Annotated in this window: 11 protein-coding genes; 6 read left to right on the top strand and 5 right to left on the bottom strand. The window is 46.7% G+C overall.

Annotated elements, in window-relative coordinates:
* Positions 1-43: 43 nt before the first annotated feature.
* From L976_RS16575 to L976_RS16555, 5 genes are all read right to left on the bottom strand, one after another.
* Positions 44-1,051, bottom strand: coding sequence for a class I SAM-dependent rRNA methyltransferase (locus L976_RS16575; RefSeq protein WP_047538509.1), 1,008 nt, complete (start codon positions 1,049-1,051; stop codon positions 44-46).
* Between the two features lie 229 nt (positions 1,052-1,280).
* Positions 1,281-2,375, bottom strand: a complete 1,095-nt coding sequence (locus L976_RS16570; protein ID WP_047538506.1) for an alkene reductase — start codon at positions 2,373-2,375, stop codon at positions 1,281-1,283.
* 8 nt (positions 2,376-2,383) lie between these two features.
* Entirely contained in the window at positions 2,384-3,481 is a 1,098-nt protein-coding gene (locus L976_RS16565) for an alkene reductase (RefSeq protein WP_047538503.1), read from the bottom strand.
* Positions 3,482-3,619: 138 nt separating this feature from the next.
* The gene (locus L976_RS16560; RefSeq protein ID WP_047538500.1) at positions 3,620-4,501 is read right to left on the bottom strand and encodes a LysR family transcriptional regulator; all 882 of its coding nucleotides are present in this window, start codon (positions 4,499-4,501) and stop codon (positions 3,620-3,622) included.
* An 88-nt stretch (positions 4,502-4,589) separates the two neighbouring features.
* Positions 4,590-4,883 carry a YciI family protein gene (locus tag L976_RS16555; RefSeq protein WP_037431416.1) on the bottom strand — a complete coding sequence of 98 codons (294 nt, stop codon included), beginning with the start codon at positions 4,881-4,883 and terminating at the stop codon, positions 4,590-4,592.
* A gap of 610 nt (positions 4,884-5,493) precedes the next feature.
* Here L976_RS16555 and L976_RS16550 point away from each other — a divergent pair.
* The 6 genes from L976_RS16550 to L976_RS16520 all read left to right on the top strand — a co-directional run bounded on the left by L976_RS16550 (position 5,494) and on the right by L976_RS16520 (position 16,010).
* The gene (locus L976_RS16550; protein WP_047538495.1) at positions 5,494-7,089 is read left to right on the top strand and encodes an MFS transporter; all 1,596 of its coding nucleotides are present in this window, start codon (positions 5,494-5,496) and stop codon (positions 7,087-7,089) included.
* Between the two features lie 129 nt (positions 7,090-7,218).
* On the top strand, positions 7,219-9,717 hold the full coding sequence (locus L976_RS16545) for a glucan 1,4-alpha-glucosidase (protein WP_047540632.1): 2,499 nt from the start codon (positions 7,219-7,221) through the stop codon (positions 9,715-9,717).
* 246 nt (positions 9,718-9,963) lie between these two features.
* A complete protein-coding gene (locus L976_RS16540; RefSeq protein ID WP_052184012.1) occupies positions 9,964-11,106 on the top strand; it encodes a hypothetical protein in 1,143 nt (380 codons plus the stop codon).
* A gap of 101 nt (positions 11,107-11,207) precedes the next feature.
* A complete protein-coding gene (gene umuD, locus L976_RS16535) occupies positions 11,208-11,615 on the top strand; it encodes a translesion error-prone DNA polymerase V autoproteolytic subunit (protein ID WP_229777742.1) in 408 nt (135 codons plus the stop codon).
* Positions 11,612-12,886: a translesion error-prone DNA polymerase V subunit UmuC gene (gene umuC, locus L976_RS16530; protein WP_047538491.1), complete on the top strand. Its 1,275-nt coding sequence runs from the start codon at positions 11,612-11,614 to the stop codon at positions 12,884-12,886. Before umuD ends, umuC begins: the two co-directional genes overlap by 4 nt.
* A 454-nt stretch (positions 12,887-13,340) precedes the next feature.
* The gene (locus L976_RS16520; protein WP_037430297.1) at positions 13,341-16,010 is read left to right on the top strand and encodes a TonB-dependent receptor plug domain-containing protein; all 2,670 of its coding nucleotides are present in this window, start codon (positions 13,341-13,343) and stop codon (positions 16,008-16,010) included.
* The last annotated feature ends 85 nt before the right edge of the window (positions 16,011-16,095 follow it).

Here is a 16,095-nt window from a genome sequence, read left to right as displayed (position 1 = left end):
GAAAAGATGCCTATTCAGCGGCGCTACTTATCCCTAGCTCAGGTTAATTTAAGGTCAACGCCACAATTTTAAGGGGATGATTATCATCGAACGACGGAAAATCCTCATGGGGATCGAGCCAAGTGTGGTCAGTCACACCTCGGCCTTGCTTTTCAACGCAGCGAACTAGACTATCAAACCAATCTTGACGGTCTACTTTGGCGACATTATTGCAACACACAATGGTGCCACCAGCCTTGGTTGATAATAATGCGGGTTTAAATAAACCTTGGTAATCATTAACTAAATCGACAATCCCGAAGGCACTCTTGGCATAACGAGGCGGATCAAGAAATACCAGATCAAATTGGGTCTGCGGCAATTTGGGGTAACTGGGTAATTTTTGGTTGCGGCGCCCTCCCACACTCAAACCAGCTAATTGGCGCAAGGCCGGAAACGCATCACTCTGCACAAACTCACATACCTCTGACACTTGGTTTAATTCGGCATTAGTTCGCCCTGCGGCGAGTGCAAAGGAGGAAAAGTCGACATTCACAACCCGTTCTGCGCCGCCCATAGCCGCAGCAGTGCCGATACCACAGGTGTAAGAAAACAAATTCAGTACGGTTTTATCTTGACTGTGTGCCCGCACATATTCGCGGCCAATACGCATATCAAGAAATAGCAGCGGATCTTGTCCTTCGTGGCGCAGCTTAGTGGTGAATTTAATCCCATTTTCCTGCATCACCAACTCGGCACTGGCAATATCATCCAGTTCAGGGCTTAGCGCATTGAGCACCCGCGAATGGCCAGCGGAGCGGTCGTTATACACTACCGGCAGGGCCACTTCTTGGGTGAGCACGTCCACTACTTCAGCTAATTCCTCAGCGGTTAAGGTGTGGTGAAAACTCTGCACTAACCAATTATCGCCGTAGCGATCGACATTCAAGCCACTGACACCTTCGACCGTGCCATGGAACACCCGAAAACAATCGGTATGGTCTTGTTCTGCTTGCAGTAAAAAATCATGGCGTTTAGCTAAAGCCGTCGATAACAGCGTTTGAATAGACATAAAAGTGGGGCTCGAACAGCGGAAACCTGCGTAAGGTTTCAAGGGGAAAACGGCATGATAGCAAACTCAGCGACAAAATATCGGATAAATTCCCCCAGTATCCAATCACAGATAGTGCATATGGACTTGTTTTAGCATAAGGCACTAAGTGAGGCAGCCCCTTTGGCTCACCCCTTCCCTTAGCGCCTACACCATTAGTAGCCGCAAACGACACCACTAGACTATGTCACTAAAACGATGCCTGATAAACGGGATAATCGATATAGCCAGCTTCACCGCCGCCATACAAGGTAAGCCTTGCATCCGCATCAAACTCGGTTAATGGCCAGTCATGGGCAAAGCGCGCGACTAAATCCGGATTGGTCACAAAGGGCGTACCAAAGGCCACAAAATTAGCATAGTGTTGGTCGAGTAAACGCTGAGCAGATTGCTTGGTTAATTTCCCCGCCACCATTATCGGGTGTTGATACACACTGCGCACTTGCTGACGAAACGCGTCAGACACTTCCACATAGCGCGAGATGTTTTCAGAAAAATGCACATAGGCAAGATTCATCGGTTGCAGCTTTTGTAGCAAGGCGAGTGTTAATTGGATGATGTCAGGGTTGTCACCGGTAAATCCCTCACCAATATGGGGAGATATCCGCACAGCGACTCTCCCAGATCCAATGGTCTGTGTAAGGGCTTGTAAGGTGTCGACTAAAAAACGCAACCGATTTTCTTGGCTGCCACCGTAGCGATCTTGCCGTTGATTGCTTTCTAAGCGCATAAAAGTATCAAATAAATAGCCATGGGCTGCATGCACTTCAACCCCATCAAAACCGGCTAACATCGCATTTTGTGCTGCTTGCACAAAATCGCTGATAGTCGCTTGGATATCTTGTTCGCTCATCGCCTTTGGCTGCTGGGTTTCAATCATGCCAAAGCCACCTCCAGGCAATGGACCAAATACCTGATCGGGTATTTTTATTGCCGATGGCGCAAGAGGCTCAGCGCCAGACACACTCGAATGGCTGCGACGACCAACATGCCAGAGTTGGATAAATATTTTCCCACCTTCTTGGTGCACCGCTTCCGTGACTTTTTTCCAGCCCTCAATCTGTGCTGGAGTATAAATCCCAGGGGTCATTGAATACCCTCGCGCCACCGCTGACACAGGTGCGCCTTCGGTAATAATCAATCCTGCGCTTGCTCGCTGGCGATAATAGGTGGCCATCATCTCGTTCGGAATATCCCCCGGCTGAGTGCTACGTGAGCGAGTCATTGGAGCCATCACAATACGGTTTTTAGTCTCTAACACATGACCTTTGAATGCCTTGAACATACTTTCCCCTAGGCTTGATAAGTTGGATAGTCAGTTAACCCTTTTTCGCCACCACCAAACAGCGTTGTTGGGTCATGCTCAGCCAACGGATAGCCGTGTTTTAGCCGCTCGGGTAAATCTGGATTGGCAATAAAAGGTCGTCCAAAACCAATCATATCAGCCAAACCATCGTTAATAGTTTGTTCCGCTGTGTGTGCGTTGTATCGTCCGGCATAAATCAGCACGCCCTGATAAGCCTCACGCAATGCTTGTTTGAATGAGCGTGGCGTATCAGGTGCATCATCCCAATCCACCTCGGCAATATGTAGATAAACAATTCGATGTTTGTTAAGTAACGCAGCGGCAGCGGTATAGGTCACAATCGGGTCCGCATCCACAGTGCCATTGAGGGTCGTAAGGGGCGCTAAACGCACACCCACACGCTCAGCACCAATAGCATCGACCAATGCCGCAACCACTTCGTCTAAAAAACGTAGGCGATTTTCAAGACTACCGCCGTACTCATCACTACGGTTGTTGGCTTCGGAATCAATAAATTGGTTGATCAAATAGCCATTAGCGGCGTGGAGTTCAATGCCATCAAAGCCAGCCGCCATAGCATTGAGCGCTGCTTGACGATAATCAGCGATCACTTGCGCAATATCAGCCTTTGTCATTGCCCGAGGCGCAACGACATCAACAAAACCAGGTTCATCAGTGCCGTTATCGACAAACACTTTTACGTTTTCCGCTTTTAATGCGGATGAAGAAATCGGTTGTTGCCCACCAATATTGTCAGGATGGGTGACTCGGCCTACATGCCATAACTGAGCAAAAATCACTCCGTTCTTGGCATGAACTGCCTCAGTGACGATATGCCAGCCCGCGATCTGTTCGGGAGTATAAATACCAGGAGTCCAAGCATACCCTTTTGCAGTTGGAGAAATCTGTGTGCCTTCAGAGACAATGAGCCCCGCACTCGCACGCTGAGCATAATAGGTTGCCATCATATGATTGGCCACATCGCCTGGCTGACTGGCTCTTGAACGAGTCATTGGCGGCATAACGATGCGGTTTTTGAGTGTTAATGCACCCAAGGTGATCGGTTGAAACAGTGATTGCGTCATAATATAACCCTCTCATTTCGTTGCAAACATACTAGCAAACTCAACAAGAGACATTGAGCGCAATAAAGACAAATGATTTTTGTTGTAAATGCAAAAATGTTCACTAACACGTCAATACGACAAGTGTTGCCCTACCGCTTACAGGGTTAGCTTAGGCTGAATAAAATCAATAAAGGCCGAGATACGTTTCGCGACGGTAGAAGATTTATAGTACACCGCATTGATCTGCTCTCGGCCGGTATTGGTGATTTTTTCACTCTCCAATAAGGGGATTAAACGCCCCTCAGCGATATCCTTTTTCACCATAAATCCCGATAAGCAGGCAATACCATTACCCGTTAATGCAAGCTGCCTTAACGTTTCACCGTTACTCGAGGTTAATGTAGGTGTAAATCGAGTAAATCCGTTCAGTGGCCAATCATTGAGGGCTTTTGGGGTAGAAAATCCCAGCAAATCGTGGTGAATAAGATCGCTGCTTTTATTGGGAAAACCGCGCCTTGATAGGTAATCTGGTGAGGCTACAATGTACAGCAAGCTTTTCCCAAGTGGCCTAGCATGCAAAGTCGAATCCGTTAAGTTGCCAATGCGGATCGCGAGATCGGTTTTCTTTTCAAGCAAATCAACAAAACCTTCGTTGGAGGTGAGTTCCAATTCAATATCGGGATAGGTTTGCTTAAATGGCTGGATAAGCGGCACTAATTGATGAAACAAAAAGGGACTTGCGGCATCGACACGTAAACGGCCTCTCGGTAGCTCTCCACGAGTAATGATCTCCTCTTCAGCTTGCTGGATCTGTAATAAGCCAATTCGGATGGCTTCAACAAACTGGCGACCTTCCTCGGTTAATTCGATCCGGCGAGTCGTGCGATTTAAAATAGAAACGCCAACTTGGCTTTCAACCTTGCTCACCGCCCGAGACACGCGGGCCACTTGAATATCTAACAGTTCAGCTGCCGCCGAAAAACCACCACTGTCGACGACAGCAAGCAGTATTTCTAAATCATCGGACCGTGTTTTCATTTTATTTCTCGCACCACACCCGCAATTATTGCATTTATAGCAAATATCATTGGTATAAATATCTGTATTTTACAATTTGCAAAAATCACTAAAGTGTCTCAATGAGTTGCTCGAATCCTGCGGCGGCTTTGGTTGGCACAAATTCCACTACATCAAATTCAGCCACGTCTTCGGTATAGAAAGGATCTTGCTGCAAAATAGCCTCGAGTACTGCACGCGACTCCGCCTTAGCGAAGATCACACCGCCCGTGCGTGGCACCTTACGGCCCGAGGCGATAAAAACGCCCTTGGCGTAATACGCATCAAGATAATCAATATGAGCAGCTAAATGTAGCTCAACATCTGCCAGCGGCTTTTTGTAGGTTAAGGTGATAACAAACATAGATATCCTTTATTCAAAACATAATCGATTTTGACAGGTGCTAACCATGATTACATGAGAGCATCTGCTGACATACTGTTCCATTATTTTTGCAGTATCAATCGCATAATGCGTCTATTGCTCACTGCTGCTGACACTTTAGCCACTGACTGGATACCCATACAACCCCATAGGAGTGTAAAATAGGCTGCCATTAGGTTACACGGCTGTTTAACTTGAGTTATCAATGGATGATGAATACGTATGTAAGCGGTTGTGCGTCAATCGACGCTGCGGCTACTATAAATTCGCTAGTTCCACCCTCTGCTTGTGGGGTTGAACACTGTGAGGTCGTTTCTGGTAGCAGCCTTTGAGGATAGCTGTCAGGCTTAGGTTCTTTTCTGCTTCTGAGCATTTGCATCATAGAGTATGAAAATGAATTTATTGGCGAATATGCTTCTGAGGGAGAGGTATATTCGCTATTTTTTAGCATCAAAACACACCTTTATAGCGACCAAACCGAACTGGCACAATAATGCGTAAACTGAGCCAAAGCTATTGATTAAGCTTTCAAATTATAACGATAAATGACTCAAGGCAGCACTGCTGTCCGCTACTGAAGGGAAGTTGCATGTCCACGGATCAACAAACGATTACCCCATTAGAAGGTGTCTCACCCAAGGTGGTGCATCGCGCCGTTCATAAGCGACAACCCGAGCTAAATTTCTGGCAAATTTTTAATATGTGCTTTGGTTTTTTGGGGATCCAATTCGGTTTTGCCCTGCAAAATGCCAACGTCAGTCGCATTTTCCAAACCCTTGGCGCCTCTATCGATGACATTCCCATCCTGTGGATTGCCGCACCGTTAACGGGTCTGCTGGTTCAACCGATTATTGGTTATCTGAGCGATAATACTTGGGGGCGCTTAGGTCGCCGTCGGCCGTATTTTTTAATCGGCGCTATTTGTACGACTCTTGCGATATTTGTGATGCCGCATTCCCCTACGTTATGGATTGCCGCGGGCATGCTGTGGATTATGGATGCCTCAATCAATATCGCCATGGAACCCTTCCGTGCCTTTGTGGGGGATAATTTGCCTCCCAAGCAGCGCACCCAAGGTTATGCCATGCAAAGCTTTTTTATTGGCATCGGTGCAGTTGTGGCCTCGGCCCTACCCTATATTCTCAGTAACTTCTTTAATGTCGCCAATACCGCGCCCGTGGGCGAAATTGCCGATTCGGTGCGTTATGCCTTCTATTTTGGTGGCGCCGTGCTGTTTCTCAGCGTGGCGTGGACAGTGATCTCTACTAAAGAATATTCCCCAGATGAACTCGCCGCCTTCCATGGCAATGCTGACGCTGGCATAGATGAGCAACAATATCGCACTCGCACCCATCAGAATTATCAATTTGCCGCTATCGTTTGGATGGCTGTAGGCGCACTGCTGACGCTTGCGGTGTGGACACAGGATTTAGATAAGCAGCTGTATATTTTAACCTTAGGGATTTTTGCCTTTGGCCCATTGCAACTTTACTGCGCCCTTCGCTTAGGTAAATCAACGCCCTCACAGCGTTCGCAACTGGGCATTGTCTTTAATGTGGTCGATGATTTATTCCATATGCCTAAGGCCATGCATCAGTTAGCGATAGTGCAGTTTTTCTCTTGGTTCGCGCTCTTTGCGATGTGGATATACACCACCTCGGCGGTGACGTCTTATCACTTTGGCAGCAGCGATGTGTTATCCCCAGCCTACAATAATGGTGCCGATTGGGTGGGCGTACTATTCGCCTCCTACAATGGATTTTCGGCCATTGCGGCGCTGTTTATTCCGCTACTTGCCAAACGTATCGGGATCAAACTCACCCATACCTTTAATATGTTCTGCGGTGGTTTTGGCTTAATCAGTTTCTATTTTATCAAGGATCCCAGCCTGCTATGGCTGCCGATGATAGGGGTGGGTATTGCCTGGGCCTCAATTCTATCTATCCCCTACGCGATGTTATCCAGCACCTTACCGCCGAAAAAAATGGGCGTGTATATGGGAATTTTTAACTTCTTTATCGTGATCCCACAGCTCCTTGCAGCCAGCGTCTTAGGCGTAATCCTCAATGGATTATTTGATGGTCAACCCATCTATGCCCTGCTCACCGGCGGCGTCCTCATGCTCTGCGCCGGGATTGCCGTGCTCTTTGTTGAGCAGCCGAATACTCAGCACACTCAAGCGTAAATCGCAGATCCTACAACTCGGCACTCTTGGCGTTTGGGCAACTAAACGCCAATACGTATAGCCACATAGCTTACAACAAGAATAAATCGCAATTAGCACCATCTATTAATTGGGGAGATTTTGATGAATATGGCATCGACAACAGTACCTTCGCAGCAGGCTCGCAGCTTAACTCGTAAGCCGATTGCGCTCGCAATTGCCGCAAGCCTTATCGGCGTTACCAGCTTAATGGGCTGCTCACCCTCGGCCCCCAATGCAGACACATCAACACCGACCGTCACAAAAGCCACAGATGTACAGATTGCCCCCGGCGCCCCCGGCAAAGCCCCAACCTGGGCGTTCTCCGGCAAAACCGGTATCGGTACCTCCTATGAGCCTTATACTCAGGGGCAATACCAAGACAGCGCTCAAAATCCCATTAGCCGAGTGTGGTTCTCCATCGCGCAGGGGATTTTAACCGAAACCATGTATGGCCTTATTCACAACGCTCAGCTCAAAGAGTTGCAATTTGTGATCACCGGCAATGGCTTTGTCGATACCGAAAAAGATAACACGATCAGCAGCATTGAATACTTAGATACCGACGCTAATGGTCGCCCACAATCCTTGGCCTATAAGATTATCAATCGCGACGTTGAAGGTAAGTATCAGATAGAAAAACATATCTTTACCGATCCCGACCGCGATACGCTGATGATGCGCGTGACGTTTACCGCCTTTGAAGCGGGTATCACACCGCATTTATACGTTAACCCCCATATCGATAATGCGGGCGCGAATGATATTGGCAGAATCGATCATCAAGCCCTTATTGCTCGCACCAATGATCCCCACAGTAGCGTAATGACGGTGAAATCGGATATCGATTTTGCGCAGGCGACTACGGGCTTTGTCGGTGTATCCGACGGTTTGGCCGATTTAGCCGATAACGGCAAGCTTGATACGCTGTATCAGGCCACCAGCAGCGCCGAAAAGCCTACTCAAGGCAACATTGCCTTTACCGCCAGTTATCCCGCACTCCAAGCTAATCAAGCTCTTAATGTGAATTTGGCGATTGGTTTTGGCCAGGATGAGGCCAGCAGTTTAGCCAATGCCAACGCCAGCTTGACGGCGGGGTATGACGCGGTGCTGAGCCAATACAACGCTGGTTGGCACAGTTATTTACAATCGCTACCCGCGATGCCTGATATGGCGCAAAGCACCACAGATAATGGCAAGCTGCTGTATACCAGTGCCATGGTACTCAAGGCGCAGGAAGATAAAACCTACGCGGGCGCCCTTATCGCGTCGCTTTCTAATCCTTGGGGCGATACAGTGCCAGCTGTCACACCCAGCACGGGTTACAAGGCCGTTTGGCCGCGCGACTTTTATCAATGCGCCATGGCATTTCTCGCCATGGGCGATACCCAAACGCCTAAAGTCGCCTTTGAATACCTTAAAAAGGTGCAAGTGAGCGATAAAACCCCAGGCTTTAGCGGCACACCCGGTTGGTTTTTACAAAAGACCCATGTGGACGGCCAAATCGAATGGGTGGGCGTACAGCTCGACCAAACGGCGATGCCGATCATGCTCGGCTGGAAGCTCTGGCAGGCAGGCGTATTCAGTCAAGCTGAACTTAACCATTGGTATCAAGAGATGTTAAAAGCTGCGGCGGACTTTTTAGTCAGCGGCGGCGAGGTCAATCTCGACTGGAATCATACCCAAATTACGCCACCGAAAACCCAGCAAGAACGTTGGGAAGAACAAGCAGGTTATTCGCCTTCCACCACGGCCGCTGTGATCGCAGGCTTAGTGGCTGCGAGTGATATTGCCAAGGCAGTAAACGACAGCGATGCCAGTCAGCGTTATCTCGCGACCGCCAAAACGCTTAATCAACAACTTGAAAAACACTTAGTGACGACCCAAGGTTTGCTCACCGATAGCCAAGGCATTAAGGCACCGTATTATCTGCGATTAAGCCCCAACGGTGAGCCAAACACCGCCGAGCAACTCGCCGCCAATAATGGCCGTGCGGGATTAGATCAACGTCAGATCCTCGATGGCGGCTTTTTAGAACTGGTGCGCTATGGCGTGCGTGGCTCCACCGATAAGCTGATTAATCAAAGCCTAGCGCTGGTGGATAATACCGAGCTTGAGGACAATTTACGCCTCAAATACAACTTTACGGCAAAGGATGGCAGCAGCGTTCCAGGCTTTAGACGTTACGGTAACGATGGCTACGGTGAAGATACCCTCACTGGCGCAAACTACGCCGAATCGGGCAGTAATAGCGACAACCAACGCGGCCGCGTCTGGCCCTTCTTTACTGGCGAGCGTGGCCATTTTGAATTGGCCCTTGCCAGCGCCAAGGGAGAGCTAAGCGGTGCTCACGCACAGCAAACCAAGCAGCAACTTATCAATACCTATGTGCAAGGGATGGAAACCTTCGCCAACGCGGGTCTAATGCTCCCCGAACAAGCATGGGACGGTGTGGGTAACGCCACTCGTTACCAATATCAACTCGGCCAAGGCACTAACTCCGCCACCCCGCTCGCCTGGACCCACGCTGAATATATTAAGCTTGTACGTTCAATGAGCGATGGTCGAGTCTGGGATAACTACCCTATCGTCCCTGAGGCGTTGAAATAGTGTTTAAATACTGATACGAGTCAATAAAGCCCGCAAAGGTGAGTTGTGCGGGCTTTATGATGAAAAACAGCATACTCCTTTAATTCGCCCCACATCATCCATTCTGCGCACAGTAAAAGCATTCTCTGTTTTTATGTGAATACTTATTTTTATTGCCGTTACTTCAATAAAAAATTGACTTACATAAGTCAGTCAAGATGTTAAGCTATTTGTGCTTTTGTTAATTTATCGATAAATGGAGTTTTGATGAAGCCTTTAAAAACCGTAATCAAATGGATTTTGCTCACGTTATTCTTGGTGCCAGTGAGTCTTTATCTGATCCTTGCCGCCATCAACATAAAAGATAGCCCAGCTTCAGAGCAAGCCAAAGCCTACCTCGACGAAATTCAAAAGAGTGATAAGGCGTTAGCCGACAACCAAGCTCAGAATGCCTATCTCTATGCGCTGGGCTTTGATGTGAATAGTGGCGCCTCGCCGATGGATGCTGGGATTTCTCGACTTAAAAGCATACAACAGCTTGGCATTTTGGAACGCTCCCCAACGCTAAACACAACTCCTATAGACAAACCGCAAACCCCTTTCAACGAATGCCTTAACCGTGATGATTTTCTGTCCAGTTGTCTCCCGGTACTGACAGAACAAACGTCTTTTGACGAACTCATCGCAACAAACGCCGAATTAATCACGCGATATAAAACATTAATTCAGTTAGATACCTGGCAAGAAGGCAGCCAATTTAATGTCTTTTTGTCTTCTCCGTCACTTTCACATCTGCTCACGGCACAAAAACTCTACTTCATCGATTTACTGGCTCACGCTCAAACCATGTCTGCGCAGCAAGTTACCGATGTGATTAATCAAGATATGTTGTTTTGGCAACGCGTAGCAGCTAACACCCATGTGCTACTGATAAAAACCGTTAGTCAAAACGGCATCACAACAAATATGAAATTTGGCGAATTGATACTAGGCCAACTGCATCCCTCTCAATTAAGCAACGTCATCCCCACTAGCTGGCAAACGCCGTTCCCTGCTGAGGTGACTACATTTGAAAAAATAAAAATGGGTGAATGGTATTACTTTACAGCCATGGCCAAAGCATTGCAGACAATTGATGATGAAGATATCACCACAAACGTGACGCAATGGTTGCTGACACCGTTAATGAAAGATCAAGACACAGCGAATCGTTACGCGGAAATTTTAAATGGCACGACTCCTCCGCAGACTTGCCCTGCTCCTTGGTCAATCGCTGACATGAGCCAATTTATATATAACCCACTTGGTAAATTTGTACTCTGCTCTGGCATTACATCATTAGACCGTTACCAACAAGATTTTGATGAGCTCGAGCCACAAAGAGCACGCTTGATCACGAGACTCCAATAGGGTGATTGTTTACTTAAGCAAATACATGACATAAACGCCTTCGACATGTGCTAAAGTTAGCTTATACTGTGTATATGTACAGCATATAGATGCATATGATCATGGTTACTCCTGAACAATCGAAAATCCAATATCCTTTCTTTAGCACATCTGTGGCGGCGGGGTTTCCTTCTCCCGCCAATGATTATATTGAGCAATCGCTTGATCTAAATGAGCTTTGTATCAAACATCCCACCGCAACCTTTTTTGTCAAAGTTCAAGGCGATTCGATGGTCGATGCCGGAATTTCCTCTGGTGATATATTAGTGGTTGACCGAGCCTTACAAGCCACCCATGGGGATATTGTAGTGGCGGCCATCAATGGGGAATTTACGGTAAAGCAATTGCAATTACGTCCTGTGGTGCAATTATTGCCATGTAACCCGGCCTACAGTGCAATTCCACTCAGCCACGAGTCAGAGTTAGACCTGTTCGGTGTCGTGACTTGTGTGGTGAAAAAACTCAAATGACCGCCAACTTATTCGCCCTCGTAGACTGTAATAATTTTTATGCGTCCTGTGAGCGTATGTTTCGGCCCGATCTACAGGGCAAACCTATCGTTGTGCTGTCAAATAACGATGGTTGTGTTGTCGCGCGTTCATCGGAAGCAAAGCAATTAGGCATAAAAATGGCCGTGCCGGTTTATCAAGTGATGGAGATGATCCGCGCCCATAATGTGGCGGTATTTTCGTCCAACTATGCCCTTTACGCTGATATTTCAAATCGCGTCATGACCACACTTGAGCAGATGGTGCCTAGGGTTGAAGTCTACTCAATCGATGAGGCTTTTTTGGATTTGTCTCGGCTCGATAAATGTCAAGATATTAACCAGTTAGCCATGGATATTCGTCAACGGATCCAGCAATGGATAGGGATCAGTGTCTGCGTAGGAATTGGGCCGAGCAAAACCTTAGCCAAGCTAGCTAACTATGCCGCAAAACAGTATCCCGCCACCCAAGGCGTTGTCGATTTACGCGATAAAGAACGCCAACGCCGGTTAATGGCGCTCACTCCCATTGATGAAGTTTGGGGCATTGGCCGAAAAATTGCGCAACGTTTAAAACAGATGGGCATCCATACCGCTCTACAGCTTGCAGATGCCCATCCTAAACTTATCCGAGACAATTTTTCCGTCATGGTTGAGCGAACGGTGTACGAGCTTAACGGTATTGCCTGTGATGATATTCAGCAGGTGGTAGCGACAAAGCAGCAAATCATCAGCTCGCGCTCCTTTGGCGCACGTATTACCACCTTTGAGGCGATGCAGCAGGCTATCAGTGACTATACCTTTAGGGCCTGCGAGAAATTGCGAGCGGAGGGGCAGTTTGCCCGCACCTTATCGGTGTTTATTCGCAGCAGTTATTTTACGCAACATCAGCCCCAATATAGCCAAGTACTCACTGGTCATCTTGTGTATCCCAGTGACGATACCCGTGATTTTATCGAATTAGCGCAGCGACTATTGCATCGGCTTTGGCGTGCAGGTCCCGCCTATGCTAAAGCTGGCGTCATGCTAGGAGATTTTTATGCACCAGGCGTGTTTCAATTAGGCTTGTTTGACGAGGCCAAACCACAACCTAAAAGTAAAGAATTGATGAAACTGCTTGATGGTATCAATCACAGTGGTAAAGGAAATATTCAATTTGCAGGACAAGGACTGAATGCCGATTGGAGAATGAAGCGTGGTCAACTCTCTCCCCGCTACACTACCCAATGGAGACATATTCCGATAATAAAATAAGCCATAAGCATGAATAACGAAATAATATGCTAGAGCTGTTCCATTTGTTAAATCCGCTAAAACACAGTCAATAATGGTCTATATTTCAACAGCTAATAAGATTCATGCTATTAACACCTTTAATCTTAAATTGATAGCGATCACATTATTCAAAACTGACCTAAACAAAAAATTCAGCCTAAAGATTGACATTGTAAAGATGATGTTACGTTACATTGCGATACAATCTAGCCTTTTTCACATGCAGCACCGCATCTTATTACTTCAAGCCAACCTTAATTAGCTTCCGCAAGTTTACATTAGTAACACACGATTAACACAAAACAAACAATTAAGCTGTTGATATTAAAGTTGTTAATGATAGTTTTCCGACTATGGAGGGCAGTTGCACATAAAATATAAGCCTTGATGAAACCCTTCCTGATCATCACGGCATTGTTAAGGGAATGAAAATATGATTACGCAAACAACCGTTGCACGTGCGGTTCGTTTTAGTTTACTTGCTTTAGTATCAACATCTTTATCACCATTGGTTTTCGCAGCTGATGAAACCGCGGTTGCCGAGGATAAAGTTGAGCGTATCGAAGTAACTGGTTCACGTATTAAGCGTACCGATCTTGAGAATGCTTCACCTGTAGTGGTTGTCAGTGCAGCCGACATTGAAAAAGGCGGGTTTAACTCAGTCCAAGATGTTTTAGGTAACCTATCGCAAAACTCTGGCGGCTCCATGACTCAGCAAGAAGTTCATGGTTTCACCCCAGCTGCATCTGCTGTAAATCTTCGTGGTGTTGGCGCTGGACGCGTTCTCACCCTCATCAATGGTAAACGCGTACCTAAATATCCTTTTGGGGCCGGTGGTACAGATAGTTTTGTCGATACCGCAAACATTCCGTTAGGAGCGATTGAACGCATTGAGATCTTAACCACAGGTGCATCAGCCATTTACGGCTCGGATGCCATGGGCGGCGTTATCAACATTATCTTGAAAAAAGATGTTGAGCAAAGCACCTTGAAATATCGCTTCTCCGATACCGTTGATGGTGGCTTACAAAACAACCAATTCTCCTTTATGACGGGCGTAAGCAGCGATAAAGCGAACCTAACTTTCTTCGCCGAATACGAAGACCGTCAAGCCTTAAAAGGAACAGATCGCCCAGAATGGGGAACAGATATCGTTCCGGGCAACCCTTATGCGGCTTACAGCTCATATGGTGCGAACATTGTCACCAGCGATAATAAACTCTTTAAAACCTTATCTGCCGCAGAATGTGAGGCACGTGGTTATCAAGTGATGTCCAATGGTCGCTGCGGTTTTGATCGCTCGCCACAACGGGATTTCTCTCCAGAACAAAAACGCTATTCAACTATGGTGAACCTCACCAAAGAACTGAATGATGACCATCAGCTCTACTCTCGAATTGACTATACACATGCCTCAACTTTTACCGAAATTGAGTCAGCAACTGTCGGTGATGACTTTAAATATAAAGTAGTTGGCGATGATGTCACTATCTACAACAAGTCAAAAGGCCTCTCACAAACCTTCAAAAAATCATCAGCCTTTGGCGGTGATTTTGCCAGCGCAGCCGACGGAGAATATTTCTACACTCGTCGTATGTCAGAGTTAGGTCCACGTACTTCTGATTTTGAAACCAATAACTTCTCGTTCTTGATCGGTGGTAAAGGTTATCTGACTGAAGGCATCGAATATGACACATCTTGGTCTATTGCCCGCCAAACTGTAGAATCCACCACAACGGGCTCACCAACTTACCAAAGTATGTGGGATTATTTGACCGAAGGAACCAATGGTCATTCTCTATTGGATGTTATTTCCAATGAAGATGCCGCCATGCTGGATTATCAAGGTGGTAAAAAAGGTCAATCAACCCTATCAAGCTTTAACGCCGGTATTAGTGGCGAAGTCTTTGAATTACCAGCAGGCGCCGTAGCTTATGCTGCTGGTATCGAATATGGCAAAGAATGGTTTTATGACAAATCCGATAGCTTTACCACTAACGGCGGTGTCATGGGTAAAGGCGGTAGCAGCGCTCAAGGTGAACGTGAACAATATGCTAGCTACGCTGAAGTGGCTGTTCCTGTGATTGAAAACCTCACAGTGACCTTAGCTGGCCGTTACGACTATTACGATGACGAATCAGATGTGGGTGGTCAATTCAGTCCTCAAGTGGCTGTAGAATACCGTCCTATCGACAGCTTACTGCTACGTGGTCTATATGCAGAGACTTTCCGTGCTCCAGATATGCAGCGTTTATTTGGAGAACCCACGTCAGCCTATAGTACTGTGATTGATACTCCTACTTGTGAAGCCTCTGGCCCTGGTCCTGCTTGCGATAAGATCGAATCCTTGCCAATTACCATTGGTGCTAACCCTGAGTTAGAAGCTGAAACAGGTAAAAACTATAACCTTGGTATGGTATGGGATTACAACGATCTCAATCTGACATTAGATTACTGGATTGTTGAAATCGATAACCTAGTGAATGATCCTAGCGCCCAATATATTCTGGATCATTCAGATGCATTTACAGACAAAATTATACGTGATGCGAATGGCAAGTTAATTCAGGTGAATACCCAAGCGATTAACATGTCATCACAAAAAACCTCTGGTATCGACTTCTCTATCGGTTATCGCTATGAAACTGCCAACTTAGGTGATTTAACCGCCCGCTTAGAAGGCACCTACTTACTGAAATGGGAAGAGCAATTAACCCCAGATTCAGAGGCATTAGATCTTATTGATGGTGAAGGTTCAGCGCCTAAAATCCGCGGTAACTTGAACTTAGGTTGGAGCTATAACGATTTTGCGACTAACTTATTGTTCAAATACACTGACAGCATGAATGGCGATCGCATGGATTACTTTGTCGAAAATGGTCTGGACGCAGATTACAGCGTAACGATCGACAGCCATGTTGAAGTGAACTGGTCAGCAAGTTATCTTGTCAACGATGCACTAAAAATCTCAACCGGCATCAACAACTTGTTTGATGCGGGCCCTGAGATTGATCAAACCCAGTCATCGTGGCCACATTACCCACGTTCTTACTACAACGTAGTAGGCCGTGAGTATTACCTCGCTCTGGAAATGAACTTTTAATTAAAAACATTTCCAAGGACAAAGCCGAGCATATTTGCTCGGCTTTTTATTTGCATACTGATACCCAAATTAACATCAAATATTT

This window comes from Shewanella sp. ZOR0012 (assembly GCF_000798835.1).
Lineage (GTDB): Bacteria > Pseudomonadota > Gammaproteobacteria > Enterobacterales > Shewanellaceae > Shewanella > Shewanella xiamenensis.
Note: the sequence above shows the minus strand (reverse complement) of the source record. Positions and strands in the feature narration are given on the sequence as shown.